We start from the raw sequence: 17458 nt of genomic DNA, 5'->3' as shown, positions 1-17458 counted from the left end.
GCGTCGGGTCATGGCCATTTCCGGATCGGGACAATGGAAAAGAAAACCCGGCAGGACGATCTGTCCTGCCGGGCTGAGCCAAGGGTTCAGCTCAGTAGACTTCGTGCACGGTGTTGTTGACGTTGAACTTGCCCGTCGGGGTGATCATGAAATCACCCTTAATGACGTGCTTCAGCGTCCGCGTGCGGTCATCGACGACGACAATCGCCGATTCTTCTTCCATGCCGCTCCAGACCGAGAACCAGACTTCATCGCCTGCCTCGTTGTATTCGGGCTGGACGACCCGCTTCGGACCCGGGCCGAGGTCGGCCCACTCGGCGATCGGCAGCACTTCGTAGCCGGCTTCGAGGTTGTTGATGTCGAACACCGCGATCGACTGGCTGATGGCCGGGTCGGGATTGAGCGGCGTATCCACCCAGAGGTTGCTCGAGGCGGGGTGGCTCTTGACGAACAGCGAACCACCGCCCTGCCCCTCGAGCACGTCGACCACCTGCCAGGCGTGGTCGGGATGGTTCTCGGGATCCGTACCGATCAGGGTGATGTTGTCGTTGCCCAGCGCGCTGGTGATCCAGACCGGCCCGAATTCGGGATGCTCGATATTGGCGCCACGACCCGGATGGGGGATGCGCTCGACCGGGATCAGGGCTTCGAGCTCGCGATCCAGAGCATCGACCACGGCGATGCGGTCCGACTCGTTGGCCGCGGTCATGAAATAGCGCTGACTGCGATCCCAGCCGCCGTCATGCAGGAAGCGAGCGGCGTCGATGGTCGTGACCTGGAGGTGCTCCAGATCCGAGTAGTTGACCAGCAGGATCTGGCCCGTTTCCTTGACGTTGACGATGAACTCGGGATGCTGGTGCGAGGACACGATGGCGGCCACGCGGGGTTCCGGGTGATATTCCTGCGTGTCGACGGTCATGCCGCGGGTCGAGACGATGCGGCGCGGCTCCAGGGTCAGTCCGTCCATCAACACGTACTGAGGCGGCCAGTAGGCCCCGGCAATGGCGATCTCGTCCTCGTAGCCCGGGTACTTGGAACTCTCGACCGAGCGCGCTTCCAGACCGATCTTGATCTCGGCGACCTTGGTCGGGGTCTCGAAGTAGAGGTCGATCAGGTCGATCTTTCCGTCGCGCCCGATGGTATAGATGTAGCGACCGGTGCTGGAGGTACGCGAAATGTGCACGGCGTAGCCGGTCTCGATGATGGCGGCGATCTCGTAGTTGTCACCGTCGATCAGCGCCACCTGGCCAGCGTCACGCAGGGTCACGGCGAAGAAGTTGTTGATGTTGCGCTCGCTTTGCGGCTCGGTCGGACGATCTTCGACCGGGACGATCAGGTTCCAGGTCTCCATCATCTCCGGCATGCCGAACTCCGGCGGCGCCGGCGGCTCGTGCTGCAGGAAGCGCGCCATGGCATTGATCTCGTCCATGCTCAGCTCACCGGAACTGCCCCAGTTGGGCATGCCGGCGGGGGAGCCGTAGTTGATCAGTGCTTCGAGGTAGGCGGTGCCCTTCTCCTGGGTGATCTCGGGGGTCAGCGGCTTGCCCGTCGCCCCCTGGCGGAGCACGCCGTGGCAGCCAGCGCAGCGCTCGAAGTAGATCTGCTGCGACTGGGCAAACTCCGCCTCGCTGATGTCCGGCGCACCCGGCGTCGTGATCATCTGACCCGGCGGCACCGTGGATGGAGTGCCCTGATACTGCATCTGGCCTTCGGTCACGCCCGGGTGGCGCTGGCCTTCGGCGGGATCGGTCTGACCGAGCCGGGTACGCGCTTCGGCCACCTGCTCCACGCTGACGAACTCACCTTCGTTGCCCCAGGCGCTCATGATGTGGTTGACGGCACCGGCGATGTCGGTGTCGCTCAGATGCTGCATCGGCGGCATGACGGCGTTGTAGGTCACGCCGTCGACCTCGAGCTCGCCGGTCAGGCCCTCGAGCGCGATCGTGACCACGCGCATCGGGTCGCCGATCACCCGGGCGTTGCCGGCCAGCGGCGGAAAGGCCCCGCGCAGGCCCTGACCTGTCGCCTGGTGACAAGCGCCGCAGTTGACCTGGTAGGCGGCCTCGGACGGCTCCGAGCCGGTGGCCATGCCGCGGGCCGTTTCAGCCTGATGGACTTCCGCCTGCTGGGCCGCGACGGGCAATGCGCAGGTCAACAGGGCAATGCCGCCGAGCGTCTTCAGGCGCGCGAATCGCTGAAATCTTCTGGAACCGATCATGGTTGGACTCCCATTCGTATGAAACTTGCTTGCATCCTGTGGGTTGCTGGGCGGATCGTCGGATGGATGCTCGAGCCCCTCGATCCGTGGTACTTGTTTGATATGTCGTCTCTCAGGGCCAGGCGTAGCTCAACTGCGCCCAGAGCTTGGTGGCATCGCGCAATCCATGGCTGGAGGATTCGAAGCGAGCCCCTTTGATCAACACCTGGCTTCGCTCGGCCAGGCGCCAGGACAAGCTGGCGTCGATTTCCCGGCCCAGGCGCGAGCCGCCCTGCTCGTTGTGGAACTGGTGGGCCATCACCTGCCAGGTGAGACGACCTCGCTGGCCCAGGACGCCGAGGTAGACGTCTTCGAGCCCTCGATCTGGTGTGACAAGGAAGCGATCGGCCCAGCCATTGAAGGCATGCAGGGTCGCCAGCGGCGTGCGAAAGGCCAGTCCGGGGTCGCGATTGCCACCGAGGCGCTCATAGCCAAGGCGCGGGCGAAAGCTCTCGCGGGCGCCCTCGGTCAGCTGCAGATGCAGGTAGTCGGCGTTGTAGTCGACCGGAGCGCGGCCCGTCTCGGTCTGGTGGGCCACTTCGGCCTGCCAACCCAGGGTCAAGCCGGCCAGCCGAGCCGCACCAAGGTAGCGAACCCCGACCGTGCGGTTGGACAGACCTGGCTGGTCACGGTCGTCGATGTCATAGACGTAGCCGACCAGCCGATGATCGGCGGCCAGCTGGCGCCCGATGTTGAGCAGCTGACTCTGATGGTCGTGACGACCGGCGTCGACTTCGGAGTCGAAGATACGGTTGACGCCAGCGACCCAGGCGTAGAACAGCGACCAATCGCCGCGCTCATGGCGCAGGCTCAGGCCATCGTAGGTCTGCTCGTTCTGGCGCCAGCCGACGTTACCGATGAAGCGATCGTTGTCGAGCTTGATGCGCTGCCGACCGAGCTGAATCCGGGTTCCGGCGTCATTCGACCAGGCCAGCCATGCCCGTGACAGGCGGGTGTCTTCAGCGTCCGCAACGATGGGATACTCGCTGCGGTCGGGCGTGGACCCGGCGCCGGCGTTGTAATCGTCGAAGCCCAGGGCCAGCACGTTCGAGCCCTCGACCAGCGCTTCGAAGCCTCGATATCGGTCGGTCTTCAGACCCAGGCGGGTTCGCAGCGTGGACGCGTGGGCCTGCTCGGCGAATGCCGCTTCGTCCACGAACTCGTAGCGATAGCGAAGGTCGCCGAACCACGGTCCGGGGTCGGCCCACACTGCACCGCAGTAGAAAAACAGCAACAGACCGCCGAGACTGGCCGCTCTACCTTTGCAGACTGTCGGATTGCAGCGCTTCACGTTCGACCCTCGACCGGAGACAGATGAAGCATTTCATATGCATCTTATCAGGCGATTGATGCATGTCAAATTCCACATCGGGGATCCAGACGAGCGTCGCGCTCAGTCGACCTGGAGTTTCAGATCGATCGTGCCCGCACCGGCTCGAAGCGCCTCGGTCATGCGCTTGCGCTCGGGCTCGGCGAGGAAATCGGCAAGGGACTGGGTGCGGAGCACGTCCAGGAACGCCTCCGTCGCACGGCGCAGAAGGCCGGGCAGGCGGCAGGGCCCGGTGATGATGCACTGGTTGTCCGGTCGAAGGCATTCAACCAGGCCGAAGTCCGGTTCCATGGCCTCGACCAACTCCGCCAGATTGATCTTGTCGGGCGACTTCCGCAGCATCAGTCCGCCACCCGCGCCCCGGACCGTATCGACATAGCCACTGGCCACCAGCTTCTGCACGACCTTCATCAGATGATTGTGCGACACACCGTAGGCCGAAGCGATGTCACGGATCCGACAACGTCGTTCCGGGTTGAGCGCCAGGTAGATCAGAACGCGCAAGGAGTAGTCGGTGAATTGGGTCAGACGCATGAGGGACGCGGGTCTCCAGAGGCTCGAATCATGTCGCGCAAAGCCACATTAGCGGATCAGCATACACCAGCGCCCGCCAAGTCACCTTGACGGACACCGGCAACAGGACCCGGAGGCCCATCAACTGAATCAGCGTTGCAGGTCGCCGGCTCGCTCGGGTTGATAGACCACCTCGGTGATCCTCACTTTCACGGTGCCGCCGCCCGGTTTCGGCCATTCGATTTCATCCCCGACCGACAGCCCGAGCAAAGCGCTACCGACGGGCGCCAGAATCGAGACGGTCGTGCCGCCCGGGTCGACATCCTTCGGGTAGACCAGGGTCAGCTCGAAGTCCTGCCGGGTGGAATCGATACTGAACTTCACGGTGGAATTCATCGACACCCGGCCGGGCGGCAGGTCTCGTGGCTCGACCACCCTGGCGCGGCTCAGCTCCTCCTCCAGCTCATCCGCGGCAGCCGCGTGTTCGGCGGGCAGGGATTCGAGCAGTTTGTACAGGCGATCCTCGTCCAGGGACGAGATCATGATTTCAGGTCTGATGGTCATGGTTCCACACCTTTGCTCAGGGGTCGTTACGTCACCGAAGACTTTGCGCTGCAAGGCCGCCGACAGGTACCGATGAGGCGCCTGCCGTTCGATGTCGAGGGGAATTCGCGCACGAGCGGCGCGGCTTCGATTGTACGCCAGAGGCGCCGGCTTTTGTGCCCCGGGACACAGCGCGGAGCGCTGGATCAAGGCAAGCCGAGCAGCGCGACCCGGGCGAGGACGCAGCCGATCACCACGAGCAAGGGTGAAAGCCGCCCGAAGACCAGGGCCAGGAAGCCCAGCAAGGCAATCAGCAGGTCCGGGAGCCCGCTCACGGCACTGGTGAACACCGGATCGACGAGGGCGGCGGCGAGCAGACCGACCACCGCCGCGTTGACGCCGGCGATGGCCCGGCGCATGAGGGGCCGGTCCGATAGTGCCGCCCAGAAAGGCAGCACACCGGCCACCAGCAGAAAGCCCGGCAGAAACATGAAGATCAGCGCCAGACCGGCCATCAGCAGCGGCGGCTCGCCGGCCCCCAGCAGGGTACCGAGGTAGGCCGAGAAGGAGAACAGCGGGCCGGGCACCGCCTGGGCTGCGCCATAGCCGGCCAGGAAATCCTCGATGCGGACCCAGCCCGTCGAGACCATCGAATCTTCGAGCAGGGGCAGCACCACATGGCCGCCCCCGAAGACCAGGGCACCGGCGCGATAGAAGGCATCGGCCACCGACAGGGGATCCGGCTGGCCACTCGCCAGCAGCGGCAGGCCCAGCAGCAGCACGAGGAACAGCGCCAGCAGCACCGCCGCCGTTCGGCGGCCATGACCCGAGGTGATCCGCGAGCGCCGATCGGCCGACGCTGGATCGCGAAGGACCAGGCTACCGAGGACGGCCGAGATCGGGATGATCAGCAGCGGGAGCCAGGCCGCGGGCAACAGCAACAGGGCCGCCGTCGACAGCACGGCGATGGCGCGTGTGCGCGCCTGGGTGCAGAGGCTCGTCCACATGCTGTAGACGGCCGCAGCCACCACGGCGACGGCCACCAGCTTCAGGCCCGCGAGGACGGCCCCGGCCACGGGCCCGGAGGCCAGCGGCAGGGCGTAGGCAAAGGCAATCAGCAGCAGCGCCGAAGGGAGAGTGAAGGCAACAAAGGCAGCGACGGCACCGGGCCAGCCCGCCCGCAACAGGCCAAGGCAGAAGCCGAGCTGGCTGCTGGCGGGCCCGGGCAGGAGCTGGCTGATGGCCAGCAGCTGCCCGAACTGCGCATCACTGAGCCAGGTCCGGCGCTCGACCAGTTCGGCGCGGAAATACCCCATGTGCGCGACGGGCCCACCGAAGGCGGTCAAGCCAAGTTTGAGGAAGACGAGGAAGACCTCGGCCGCGCTTCCAGTGGCCGTGGGCGTTGCAGGTGCTCTGGTCAAGGACTGGCCCTCGGATCTATTGGCGAGGCAGCCCGCCCGGTCATGCGTGCCGGGTCAATGGCCCCGGCGAATAGTCTACCCGCCGCCAGCACGGCCCGGGGCAGCGGCCAGGCTGCGCTTGCGGGTACACTCGCCTGGCACGCTTACCCAGGAGCCGTCATGCCCCAACGCCCGATCAACGGTGCCCAACTGAACGTCATCGAAAGCGGCGACGGCCCCGAAACCCTCGTGCTGCTGCACGGCCTGCTGTTCTCCCACAGGATGTTCGATGCCCAGGTGGAGGCACTGCAATCGCGCTTTCGCTGCGTGCGGATGGATTTCCGCGGCCAGGGCGAGAGCGAAGTGACGCGCTCGGGCTACGACCTGGACACGCTCGCCGACGATGTCATTGCCCTGATCGAATCCCTGGACGCCGCACCGGTCCATCTGCTCGGCTTCTCGATGGGCGGCATGGTCGGCCAGCGCGTGGCCCTGAAGCGGCCCGAGCTGTTGAAATCCCTGGTGCTGATGAACACCTCGGCCGAAGCCGAGCGGAAAAGCAAGCGTCCGCGCTTCGCCCTGTTGAACCTGATGGCGCGCCTGTTCGGCCTGAAGCCGGTGGCGCCGAAGATTCTCGATCTGCTGTTCTCCGATCGCTTCATCCACGACCCGGCCTGCGCCGAAGAGCGCGAGCGCTGGCTGGCGATGGTGACGGCCAACGACAAGATCGGCGCCAGCCGGGCAGTCAAGGGAGTGGTGTCGAGGACCTCGATTCTGGATCGAATCGCAGCGATCCGCCTGCCGACCCTGATCCTCACCGCCGACGAGGACCGGGCCACTTCTCAGGCCCGTGCCCGCCACATGCACGAGCGCATCGAGGGTTCACGGCTGGTGATGATCGAGGACAGCGGGCACATGACCACGGCCGAACAGCCCGAATCCGTCAACCGGGCGCTGTGCGAGTTCTACGACTCGATCCTGTGATTCGGCTTCAGGGCAGCTGCTCGAAGCGATCCTCGAAGACCGGATCCTCGATGATCTGTGGCTCGACCAGTTCGAACACCGCCTCCAGCTGAATGGTCACCGTGATCGGGATGGGATCGGTCAACTGGACGTCGAAGGCACCCCAGAGCCGCAGGATGGGGTCCGGACCGTCGGTTTCCACGCTGTACTCCGACCCACCCAGCGCCAGCGCATCGCCGCAGTCATTGGTGAAAGCCAGGTTGACGCCGGTGGCCAGGTAAGGCCCGGCGCCCGTCTGCTGCAGGGTGGTGGCCGTGGGCGAGGTGATCTCGAAATCCAGGACCGCCGCACTGATACCGGAACTGCCGTCGACGGCGTCGAGCTCGATGGCGCTGATTCCCTCGCCGACGATCGTGAGCGGGATCGATGGCGTATAGCGCAGCGTGATCAACTCCCAGCGTCCGCCAGGCAGATCGCCGCCGATACCCGCCGGCGCCGATGCACCGGCCTGCAGAGGCACGGGCGTCATCCCGGCCACGTCGGGAAACACACAGGGCGTGGCACCAGCAGGACGCTCGGCACTCACGCCAGTCACAATCAGCAGCAGCAGCGCCGCTGGCCATCGAATCCGCATCGGGGTGACTCCTCGCGACAAAGGCATCAGCCTATCATCCGGGCTCGGCTTGATCGAGCAGGCCCAGGGCCGACCAGTCTTCCGCATGGCGCCAGACGCCCAGGGATTTCGGAACGGGCCAGACTGCTCGCGCTAGCGAACTGGCCCGCGCCGGAAACCAGGCCAGTTCTCGCCCGAGGCCATCATTGGAGGCCGCCGAGCGGCACCAGACACCGCGCAAAGTCGCCGCCTGGATCGCCTGGCCCAGGGGCTGGCAGCGCGACCGAGGCACGGGGTTGCCTCTGGCGTCGAGGGGATAGCGATCGGACAGGCCCAGGGCATTCAGGCCCTCGACGGTCACCGCATCGGCACAGACCTGCCCACCAGGCAGGGTCACGGCGACCAGATCGTAGGCTTCGTCGTCGAGGTCATCGACGCTCACCGGCGAGCCGGCGAGCAGGCGCTCGAGCTGCAGGCGGCAGGTCCGTGGATCGGCGTTCAGGTACAGGGTCGAATGACTACCGGGCGGGTTCCAACGGCCGCCCTGCGCCCTGGCCCAGGATGGGTCGAGGGGGTCTTTCCAGTCCGGATCGGCCACCCGCAGCCAGACCCGGCCGTCGGGCAGCCGCACCCGACGAGGCCTCATGGCTGGACGCGACGCAGCTCGAACATGTCCGCCACGGCCTGACGAACGGCGGCATGGTCACCACTGCGCGCCAGTTCGATCAACGAACGATTGCCCAGCAGGGCAGCCGGACGCCGGACGACCGCCGGGATGCGCTCGCGCTTGAGGTAACGATCGAGCAGTTCCGTGGCGACCGACAGATCGGCCAGTGCTGCCGCGCGCTCGGAGGGCACGCCGCCACGCAACCATTTCGAATAGGCCTGGCGGGAGACGCCGAAAAGGCTCGCGGCCTCGGCCGCCGACAACCCCCAGAGGCGCTGGAGACGCTCCAGTGGGCTGCGGCGAAGCTGGCGATCCAGATCATCGGTCAGGGCCCGCAACCAGGCCGGGTCCGGCGCTTCGGCGGCGAGTTCGACGGCCAGCTGGTGAGGATCGCGCATGGGTCGTCCAGACAGATAGATGCGAGTCCTATCGTCGCCCGCCCGCAACCTTTTGTCAACCCAGCCCTCGCCGCGGGTGGCAGCTGCCACGCGACGATCGGGCATGAGGATGTTCGTCAGAAAAGGTGGCAAGGGGCCGGTTACCGACCCTTGAAGCGCTTCGACTCGGCCTTGGCCTGCTTGTAGAACCTGCCCTGGGCCCGGTTCTCCGCCCGCCGTTCCGCCAGGCTGGCGGCGTTCAGGGCCTCTTCTCGCAACAGCTTCTGGTAGTTCGCCAGGCGACGTTCGTCGAGTTCACCCGCGGCCAGTGCGGCGCGGACCCGGCAAGCGGGCTCGGCGAGGTGCTGACAATCCTTGAAGCGACAGCCTTCGGCCAGGGCTTCGATGTCGGCGAAGGTGGAGGCCAGGCCATCGCGACAATCGGCCAGCTGGATTTCGCGCATGCCCGGCGTGTCGAGGATCAGGGCTCCGGACGGGAGGGCCATCAGCGAGCGCCGGGTCGTGGTGTGACGTCCCTTGGCATCGTCTTCGCGAATGCCCCCGGTGGACTGTACTTCGGCCTGCATCAGGGTGTTGGTGAGGGTGGACTTGCCGACGCCGGAGCTGCCCAGGAGCACGATCGTTTCGCCGGCGCGGAGCCAGGGCGACAGCTGCGCGGCACTGCTTGCATCCAGGCCGTTGATGGCTTCGACGGCCAGCAGGGGGTCGATGCGGTGCAATCGGGCGCTCAGTTCCGCCGCGGCGTCAGGGGATTCGGCCTGGTCAAGCTTGGTCAGCACCACCACCGGTTCGGCCCCGGCCTCATGAACCAGGGCCAGGTACCGTTCGATGCGGTTCAGGCTGAAGTCCTCGTTCATGGAACTGAGGATGAAGGCCGTATCGACATTGGCGGCAATGCGCTGGGTGGCTCGACCCGTGCCGGCGGCCTTGCGCTGAAAGCAGCTGCTGCGTTCCAAGCAACGCTGGAAGCGCTGCTCGGGGTCGATCAGGATCCAGTCACCGACCACCAGATCCACCATCGATGAATTCAGTTCGATCCGGAAAACCGCCTCGCCATCGGCGACGACGACCGCGTCGCGGTGCTGTTCGATGACCCTCGCGGGTCGCAGGAATTCGAGTTCATCGAGGCCCAGTTGCTGCTGGAAGCAGGGGCGCCAACCCAGCTCGACAACCGACAACGAGGCCTCGACCGCTCGATCGTTCATGGAATCCTCAGTTACCCCTCTTCGCTCGCTGCACTGGCCACAAGGTTCTGCCACAGGCACTGGGACATTCGCTCCACAGGCGCCATGAACTCGTTCGACAGGATGATGACCGAGATCTGCGCCGGCAGATAGCGACCGAACATCACCGTCGAGTCGGTCCAACTTCCGCCGTGACCTTGCCAGATGCACCCATCCTTGCCCGACTCGATCTGCATCCCCAGGCCGTAGTCGAAGCGCTCGCCATCGTCGAGACGGCCGGGCTCGAGCATCCAGGCCAGGGGCCCCGGTTCGAGCAGTTCACCGCGCCACAGGGCAGCCTGCCAGCGGATCATGTCGTTCAAGCTGCTGTACACCCCGCCATCTCCGACCGTATCGAGCGCAATGGACTCGCCCGAATGGAAGCGACCCAGACCATGGCCGAAGTTATGGATTCCCCGGGCCAGGACCTGACCCCGGGGCGGCCCACCAGCAAAGGTATTCCTCAAACCCAGCGGCTCGATCAGCGTTTCCGAAAGATGCTGGGCCCAACGCTTGCCGGTGACCGCCTCGATGATCAGCGCTAGCACCACGTAGTTGGTATTGGCGTACTCATGACGCTGACCCGGCCTGGCATTTCGACACCATGCCTCCAGCTGGGCATGAAGGAAGGTCAGGCGTCGCTCCTCGGGCGGCGTGTTCAGTCCGGAGGCCAGGTAGTCCGGCAGATCGGAACTGTGCTGGAGCAGATCCCGAACCCGGATGGGGCGTGCGGTCGGGTTCGGAGAAAGCGCGGGCAGGTAATCGACGATCGCAGCGTCGAGGTCGAGGCAGCCGGCGTCGACCAGGCGGAGCGTGGCCAGGGCGGTGAACGGCTTGCTCGCGCTGGCCAGGTCGAACAGGGTTTCGGGGGTAATCGGGCAGCGCGTTTCCAGATCGGCCAGTCCTCGGCATTCGATCCGGGACTGCCCATCCGGACCGAGCACCGCCAGAGCGGCACCAGGGCCCTGAGGATCGAAGTAGGCCGCCAGGCCCGTCGCGGTCAAAGTCGAGCAGCTCAAGGTCCCCGGCCTCCTAGATCGGCACGACACTGACCAGCAGGGCTGTCAGTGAATAGACCAGCAGGAAGGGCAACACCAGGTAACCCATCACGTCGCGGGCGTGGACGATCACGCCGGCGCCCATCACGGGCAGCACGGCCAGCAGGAAGAAAGGCTGCAGCAGATTGGTCGAGGTCTCGCCGTAGGCCACGGCCAGGGCGATGCGGGCCACGTAGGCCTGCTGCTCTTCTGCGCTCAGATGCGCACTCAGGCTGAGCGCGGTTTCGGTCAGCGAGGGGCCGATCACGGCCCATTCGCCGCCGGCCGAGGGAATGGCGAAGTTGACCACCGCCCCGGCGAACTGGGCGATCAGTGGCAGGGTCTCCAGGCTGGCGCCATCGGCGAGCCAGAGCGAGATCTGGGCACCGAGGCCGGAGAACATCATGATGCCCATGATGCCGGCGTAGAAGGGGTACTGGAAGACGATGCCGTAGGCGTTCGCGCAGGCGCGCTTCATCGCCAGGCCGTAACGCATCGGGCTGCGGTGGGCGAGCAGGCCCAAGGCGATGAACAGGAAGATCATGATGTTCAGATCGATGCTGAAGCCCTGGGTCCAGAAGTGCCGAGCCACGACCCAGAGCGCGATCAGGCCGATGGCGGTCTGCAGCCAGGCGCCGTTGTTCAGGCGATCGGCCAGGCTCCGTCCGTCGATGGACATGGACTCGGCCTCGTGGGCCACCGAGCCCGCCTCGCGCTGTTCGGGATCGCGCAGTTCGTCCAGGGTCCGCACGCCCTCCCCGCGCGGGCGCATGAGAAACATCAGCAGCGGCAGGGTCAGGAAATACATGGCCACATAGGCCAGGTTGAGGCTGCTGCCCAGGGTCTCGGACGTGGGGATGGTGCTCGCCAGCACGCCGGACTCGATCAGGAAGTTGCCTTCCGTGTTGAGGAGCAGAGGAATCGAGCTGGACGCCCCGCCGACCCAGGGCTGGCCGGAAATGTAGACGCAGGCGATCAGATAGGCGTAGTCCACGCCGGGCACGCGGCGCGCCAGCTCGCGACCGAGCACGGCGGCCAGCACGGTCCAGCCCCAGCTGACCAGGTTGAACAGGCCACCCGCGATGAGCACGACGACGTAGACCGCGCCCGGCGTGCGCGCCAGGCGGGCCAGGCGATCGATCAGGGCCGAAGCCGGTGGCGACAGGGCGATGGCAAAGCCCGTGGCCAGGATCAGCACCATCTGCATGCCGAACTCCAATAGCATCCAGAAACCGCGGTACCAGTCCTGGGTGACCTGGGTGAAGCCGGCCTCGGTCACCAGCATCGCCACCACACCCACCAACAGGGTCAGGACAACGGCGAAGACGAAGGGCTCGGGAATCCAGCGACGGAGTCGATGCGACAGCAGATGGCCCAGGGATGACAGCATGTTCGTGGCTTCGCGAGAGGCGACAGGCGCTGAGTATAGCGAGGCGGCGCCTCATCACGGCAGGAGTCCTGATCGACTATGCTCCACTCTGATTCCAGGGAGGGACCCCGATCGATGAAACAGGAACTGATCTTTCTACCGATGCTCGGGCAGATCGTGCTGGTGATGCTGGTCTATGTCGTTCTGTCCGTGCGCAAGCGACAGGAACTGGGCAAGGGCGGCGTGGACCTGAAGCGCACGGCCCTCGACCCCAAGGCCTGGCCCGAATCGGTGGTCAAGGCCTCGAACAACATCACCAACCAGTTCGAACTGCCGGTGCTGTTCCTGGCTCTCTGCCTGATCTTCCACCAGATGCAGGCGGTCACGACCACCGTGCTGGTGCTGGCATGGGTGTTCGTGGTCTCGCGCTACCTGCATGCCTTCGTACACACGACCAGCAACATCATCCGCTTCCGCCTGCCGTTGTTCCTGGTCGGCTTCGCGGTCGTGCTCGCCCTGACCCTGATGGCCGCCTGGCGTTTGCTGGGGACGGGGGCTTGAGACTGCACAACTAGGGCGCGATCGAAACCTGGGACAGCATGCCGGCAATCGTCGAATAGTCGATCTCGCCGCGCTCGATGCGATCGAATTCCTCGGGGCTGGAGCAGATGATTTCGCCCAGGGCTTCGAAGGCACCGACCATCCCGCCCAGGCCTTCGGCGCGTGAACGCGCGGGATGGCGCGGCACGAAGACCACCTGCAGGGGCTCGCCCTCGCCCGGATTGAGCACGATGATGTTCGCCGTGGCCTCTCGCTCGACCCGATCGTGCCAGGCCATGAGCCATGGGCGGAGGCGGGTCTTGAGCGACGCGACCTCGCCGTGCCAGTGCATGAAGGCCATCGGGTAGACCTTGCTGGTCCAGCCGTCCCGACCGAAGGCCGCAAAGCTCTGTTCCATGGGGAAAGCCGCCTGCCCGCCCGGGCGGGGCATCAGATGATGGTGCAGGTGGCCGGGAATGGACGCACCCGCACCGACGCCGTTGTAGAACCCGATCCAGCCCGGCAGCTGATCGACCAGGTCGATCAGCTCACCGGCCAGCTGCACGAGCTCCTTGCCCTGGCCATGCCAGTGCTGGGGCTCGTGCCTGTGACTGGCCAGGATGCAATGCGCCGGGGCCAGCGGAAAGGGATTCATCCAGGCGACGTAGCGATCCAGTGGCTTCGGAAGGGCATAGCCCATCTCCAGGCCACGGCTCTGCCAGCGAATGTTCTCCCGGCACAGAAAGCAGCCCCCGTTGATCACCTCGACGCCCTCCGGCGGCCGGGCCGGACCGACACCACCGAAACGCCGTGCCCGCGCGGGGTTGAACTGCACGCGAAAGTGATCGGCCGCGTAGGCCCGGCCTTCGAAGCTGAAGCGCCGGACCTCATCGAGCGGATCACGGATGAAACCGCAGTCGAGTTGCTGACGGTACAAGGCCATCAGTGCGGCAGCGAGCCCGCCCTTCGCCCGCTCCTGCTCGAGCAGGGCCTGCAGCTCCGCCTGGCGCTCGGCGTAGCTGGCCAGCGAGTTGGCCTCGTCGTTCGGCGGGTGGGCGTCCGGGCTCATGCCGGTCAGTATACTGAGGCTTCCACTCATTCCCGGTCATGTCGCCATGCACGGAGATCAGCTGGTCATCGAGGCCCACCACGTCAAAGCCGCCGAAGGCATCCTTGCGCTGCTCGGCCCGGCGCTGAGCCAGGGCGATCGTAAACAGGTCCTGACCATCGCCGGCGAGTCGGGCAGCGGCAAGTCCGAGACTGCCGCCGCGCTGCGCGACTGCCTCGCCGATCAGGGCATCGAGGCAGTGATCTTCCAGCAGGACGATTACTTCGTGCATCCGCCGCACAGCAATGACCGGGCCCGACGCCAGGACATCGACTGGGTCGGCCCCGGCGAAGTGCGCCTCGCCCTGCTCGATCAGCATCTGGCGGCCTTCAAGCGCGGCGAGGCCGAGATCGACAAGCCCCTGGTCATCTACGCCGAGGATCGCATCGATTCGGAAACCCTGAAGCTGGAGAGCGCCCGGATCGCCATCGCCGAAGGCACCTACACCAGCCTGCTCGAACAGGCCGACTGGCGCGTGTTCATCGATCGCACGCTCGAACAGACCCGCGCCCATCGAGAAAAACGCCGGCGCCATGACTCGGAACTCGACCCCTTCATCGATCGGGTGCTGGCCATCGAGCACGAGATCATCCGCCAGCATCGCGATCGGGCCGATCTGATCGTGCATGCCGATTATTCGGTCAGCTGCGTGGAGGACGGGGCATGAGCCTTCGCATCGCCTTTCTCAACCCGCAGGGCAACTTCGACGCCGACAACTCGCACCTGACCGAGCACCCGGACTTCGGTGGACAGCTGATCTACGTCCGCGAGCTGGCCCTGGCGATGGCCCGCCAGGGCGTGACCGTCGACATCCTGACCCGTCAGATCATCGACCCGGACTGGCCCGAGTTCGCCGGCCGCGACGAGGACTTCGGCGAACTCGGCGAGCAGGTTCGCATCCTGCGCCTGCCCTTCGGCGGGCCGGGCTTCCTGGCCAAGGAAGCGCTCTGGCCGGTGCTGCCCGACTATGTCGAAGCGATCCGCGCCCACTACGGCAACACCCTGCCCGACTACTTCACCGCCCATTACGCCGACGGCGGCTATGCGGCGGTGCTGCTGCGTGCTGTCACCGGTCTCGGCTTCACCTTTACCGGACATTCCCTGGGCGCGCAGAAGATGGACAAGCTCAAGGTGTCGCCGGACACTCTGGCGAGGCTCGACGCGCGCTTCCAGTTCTCCCGGCGCATCGATGCCGAGCGCCTGGCCATGCAGCTGGCCGACCGGGTCGTGACTTCGACCCGGGCCGAGGCCGAGGAACAGTACGCCCACCCGCTCTACCGGGGTGCGGCACCGAGCGCCTTCGATGGCTTCGCCGTGATCCCGCCGGGCATCAACGGCCAGATCTTCCACCCGGATCTGGGCCGGGACGATCCCGACGAGGTCGAGGCCCTGAATTCACGCCTGATCGGGCCGCAGGTCATCGTCTCCAGCCGCCTGGACGCGAAGAAGAACATCGCCGGCGTCGTCGAGGCCTTTGCCCGCAGTCCGCGCCTGGCCGAGCGAGCCGGTCTCGTGATCTGCATCCGCGGCATCGACGACCCCTGGGCGCAGCTCGCCGGTCTCGGCGACGATGAACGCGCCGTGCTCGGACCGATCCTGGCACGGATCGACGAGGCCGGACTGCGAGATCGCGTGCGCTTTCTCAACATCGGCTCGCAGCAGGCCCTGGCGAGGACCTATCGAGTGCTGGCGGCCAAGGGCTCGGTGTTCGCCCTGCCCTCCCTCGTCGAACCCTTCGGCCTGGCCCCGATCGAAGCGGCCGCCTGCGGATTGGCCGTGGCCGCCACCTGCAACGGTGGACCCTCGGAAGTCTTCGGCCAGGGCGAGGGATTGCTGTTCGATCCGGAGGACCCCGCCGACATCGCGACCGTCCTCCAGGAAGCCCTGAAACGACAGGGCGAGCTGCAGGCGCGGGCGCTGGAACGCATCGTGCCTCGCTACACCTGGGATCGCACCGCCGAGCGTTATCTGGAAGTGATCGAGGCCGGCATCCGGACAGGACGGGATGCGATCGACGCGCCCGCGCCCCTCGACGCCCGCGAGCGCATCGAGCGCTGGCTCGGTATGCGTTGAGCCCGCCCGATCAGTCGTCGTTCTCGTCCTCCTCGCCGCTGCTCCGTCTACGGGCGAGGTTCGGCATGTGATTCAGGTCGGCAGGCTGATAGCGACGTTCCTGGCCCAGCATCTCCCGATTGACCACCACCACTCCGCCGTCGGTGAGATGGAAGCGGCGGGCGTCCTCGTCCGGGTCCATGCCGATGACCGTACCCTCGGGCAGGATGCAGCCGTTGTCGAGGAGGACATTGTTCAGACGACAGCCGGCCCGGATTTCGCAGCCCGGCAGGGCCACGACCCGATCCAGACGGCAGCTGTGCGCCACCCTGCAATCGCTGGACAGCAAGGTCTGCTCGAGGCGCGAGTCCGAGACGACGCAGCCATTGCTGACGATGGAGTCGATGATCTTGCAGCCACCTTCGGGCCCGTGGTCGGTGAAGCGCGCCGGCGGCGATTGAACCAGTTTGGTGTAGATCGGCCAGGACGGGTCGTTCATGTCCATGACCGGTTCGTCTTCGAGCAATTCCATATGCGCCTGGAAGAAGGCATCGATGGTGCCGACGTCGCGCCAGTAGGGCTTGCCGGGCGTGGCTTGATGCAGGGGGAAGGCGAACACGGGCACGCGCGAGGCCACCGCATTGGGAATGATGTCCTTGCCGAAGTCATGGCTGCTGTTCGGATCCTTGGCATCGCGCTCCAGGGAATCGTGCAGGAAGCGCGAACAGAACACGTACAGGCCCATGCTGACCAGGGCGCGCTCGGGATCGTGCGGAAGGGACTTCGGCCGCTCGGGCTTTTCCTCGAAGCCGATGATGCGATCGTCGTCATCGACTTCGATGACCCCGAAATGATGCGCCTCCTCGATCGGCACGACATTGCAGGCCACGGTGATCAGGGCGCGCTTGCGGGCATGCGCGCCGAGCATCTCGCCGTAGTCCATCTTGTAGATGTGATCGCCGGCGAGGATCAGGGTGTACTTGTGGTGATAGGCCTCGAGGATGTCCAGGCCCTGGTAGACGGCGTTCGCCGTGCCCGAATACCAGCTTTCCTCGTCCAGCCACTGCTGGGCCGGGATCACGTCCAGGATGCCGCCATAGTCGTTGTTCAAGCGGTTCCAGCCGCGCATCAGGTGGCGAATCAGGGAATGCGACTTGTACTGGGTCATCACCGAGATTCGGCGGATGTTCGAGTGCAGGCAGTTCGACAGGGCGAAGTCGATGATCCGGAACTGGCCACCGAAAGGCACGGCCGGCTTGGCTCGCCAGTCGGTCAGCATCTTCAGGCGCGATCCGCGTCCACCGGCCAGGACCAGGGCCTGGGTCTCGCGGGTCAGTCGGCTGACGTAGCGTGTTCCATCGCTCATGGGCGCGCCCTCTGCAAAGCCTCCTTTCATGGTACCCAATACGGGCAGTAGACGCGCCGAGCGGCCGGAGGCCGGAAAA

The 17458-nt window shown here is 65.8% G+C and carries 16 protein-coding genes and 1 pseudogene; 4 read left to right on the top strand and 13 right to left on the bottom strand.

Annotated features, from left to right (window positions below; all coding sequences use genetic code 11):
* Positions 1-91: 91 nt before the first annotated feature.
* From WM2015_RS03825 to chrA, 5 genes are all read right to left on the bottom strand, one after another.
* Positions 92-2218: a cytochrome D1 domain-containing protein gene (locus WM2015_RS03825; protein ID WP_049724801.1), complete on the bottom strand. Its 2127-nt coding sequence runs from the start codon at positions 2216-2218 to the stop codon at positions 92-94.
* Positions 2219-2330: 112 nt separating this feature from the next.
* Entirely contained in the window at positions 2331-3491 is a 1161-nt protein-coding gene (locus tag WM2015_RS03820) for an alginate export family protein (protein ID WP_049724800.1), read from the bottom strand.
* Between the two features lie 159 nt (positions 3492-3650).
* Entirely contained in the window at positions 3651-4121 is a 471-nt protein-coding gene (locus WM2015_RS03815) for an RrF2 family transcriptional regulator (protein WP_049724799.1), read from the bottom strand.
* Between the two features lie 129 nt (positions 4122-4250).
* Positions 4251-4664: a nucleoside diphosphate kinase regulator gene (gene rnk / locus WM2015_RS03810; protein WP_049724798.1), complete on the bottom strand. Its 414-nt coding sequence runs from the start codon at positions 4662-4664 to the stop codon at positions 4251-4253.
* A gap of 185 nt (positions 4665-4849) precedes the next feature.
* The gene (gene chrA / locus WM2015_RS03805; RefSeq protein ID WP_049724797.1) at positions 4850-6064 is read right to left on the bottom strand and encodes a chromate efflux transporter; all 1215 of its coding nucleotides are present in this window, start codon (positions 6062-6064) and stop codon (positions 4850-4852) included.
* A gap of 159 nt (positions 6065-6223) precedes the next feature.
* On the opposite strand from chrA, the gene WM2015_RS03800 reads away from it, so the two are divergent.
* Positions 6224-7027 (top strand): alpha/beta fold hydrolase, encoded by an 804-nt coding sequence (locus WM2015_RS03800; RefSeq protein WP_049724796.1) that lies wholly within the window; start codon positions 6224-6226, stop codon positions 7025-7027.
* A 7-nt stretch (positions 7028-7034) separates the two neighbouring features.
* On the opposite strand, the gene WM2015_RS03795 is transcribed toward WM2015_RS03800, so the two are convergent.
* From WM2015_RS03795 to WM2015_RS03770, 6 genes are all read right to left on the bottom strand, one after another.
* Positions 7035-7640: a hypothetical protein gene (locus tag WM2015_RS03795; RefSeq protein ID WP_049724795.1), complete on the bottom strand. Its 606-nt coding sequence runs from the start codon at positions 7638-7640 to the stop codon at positions 7035-7037.
* A gap of 34 nt (positions 7641-7674) precedes the next feature.
* Entirely contained in the window at positions 7675-8265 is a 591-nt protein-coding gene (locus WM2015_RS03790; protein WP_082169411.1) for an RES family NAD+ phosphorylase, read from the bottom strand.
* Entirely contained in the window at positions 8262-8684 is a 423-nt protein-coding gene (locus tag WM2015_RS16115) for a transcriptional regulator (RefSeq protein WP_049724793.1), read from the bottom strand. The genes WM2015_RS03790 and WM2015_RS16115 overlap by 4 nt, the downstream gene beginning before the upstream one ends.
* A 140-nt stretch (positions 8685-8824) precedes the next feature.
* Positions 8825-9889 (bottom strand): ribosome small subunit-dependent GTPase A, encoded by a 1065-nt coding sequence (gene rsgA / locus WM2015_RS03780; protein ID WP_049724792.1) that lies wholly within the window; start codon positions 9887-9889, stop codon positions 8825-8827.
* Positions 9890-9900: 11 nt separating this feature from the next.
* Positions 9901-10926: a serine hydrolase domain-containing protein gene (locus WM2015_RS03775; RefSeq protein ID WP_169751092.1), complete on the bottom strand. Its 1026-nt coding sequence runs from the start codon at positions 10924-10926 to the stop codon at positions 9901-9903.
* 13 nt (positions 10927-10939) lie between these two features.
* A complete protein-coding gene (locus WM2015_RS03770; protein ID WP_049724790.1) occupies positions 10940-12334 on the bottom strand; it encodes a short-chain fatty acid transporter in 1395 nt (464 codons plus the stop codon).
* A gap of 114 nt (positions 12335-12448) precedes the next feature.
* Here WM2015_RS03770 and WM2015_RS03765 point away from each other — a divergent pair, with 114 nt between their 5' ends.
* Positions 12449-12874, top strand: coding sequence for an MAPEG family protein (locus WM2015_RS03765; protein WP_049724789.1), 426 nt, complete (start codon positions 12449-12451; stop codon positions 12872-12874).
* 10 nt (positions 12875-12884) lie between these two features.
* Here WM2015_RS03765 and WM2015_RS03760 read toward each other — a convergent pair whose 3' ends face one another.
* Positions 12885-13952, bottom strand: a complete 1068-nt coding sequence (locus WM2015_RS03760) for a DUF4922 domain-containing protein (RefSeq protein ID WP_156200814.1) — start codon at positions 13950-13952, stop codon at positions 12885-12887.
* A 16-nt stretch (positions 13953-13968) separates the two neighbouring features.
* Between WM2015_RS03760 and WM2015_RS03755 the strand changes: the two genes are divergently transcribed.
* A complete protein-coding gene (locus tag WM2015_RS03755; RefSeq protein ID WP_049724787.1) occupies positions 13969-14628 on the top strand; it encodes a uridine kinase family protein in 660 nt (219 codons plus the stop codon).
* Positions 14625-16034: a glycosyltransferase gene (locus WM2015_RS03750; RefSeq protein WP_049724786.1), complete on the top strand. Its 1410-nt coding sequence runs from the start codon at positions 14625-14627 to the stop codon at positions 16032-16034. The genes WM2015_RS03755 and WM2015_RS03750 overlap by 4 nt, the downstream gene beginning before the upstream one ends.
* Before the next feature lie 88 nt (positions 16035-16122).
* Here the strand turns inward: WM2015_RS03750 and glgC are convergent.
* Positions 16123-17379: pseudogene (gene glgC / locus WM2015_RS03745) on the bottom strand (glucose-1-phosphate adenylyltransferase); the annotation flags it as partial.
* Positions 17380-17458 lie beyond the last annotated feature (79 nt).

The organism is Wenzhouxiangella marina, from assembly GCF_001187785.1.
In the GTDB taxonomy this organism is placed as follows: Bacteria; Pseudomonadota; Gammaproteobacteria; order Xanthomonadales; family Wenzhouxiangellaceae; genus Wenzhouxiangella; species Wenzhouxiangella marina.
The sequence above is the reverse complement of the archived record's forward strand: the minus strand, read 5'-3'. Positions and strand labels throughout refer to the sequence as shown.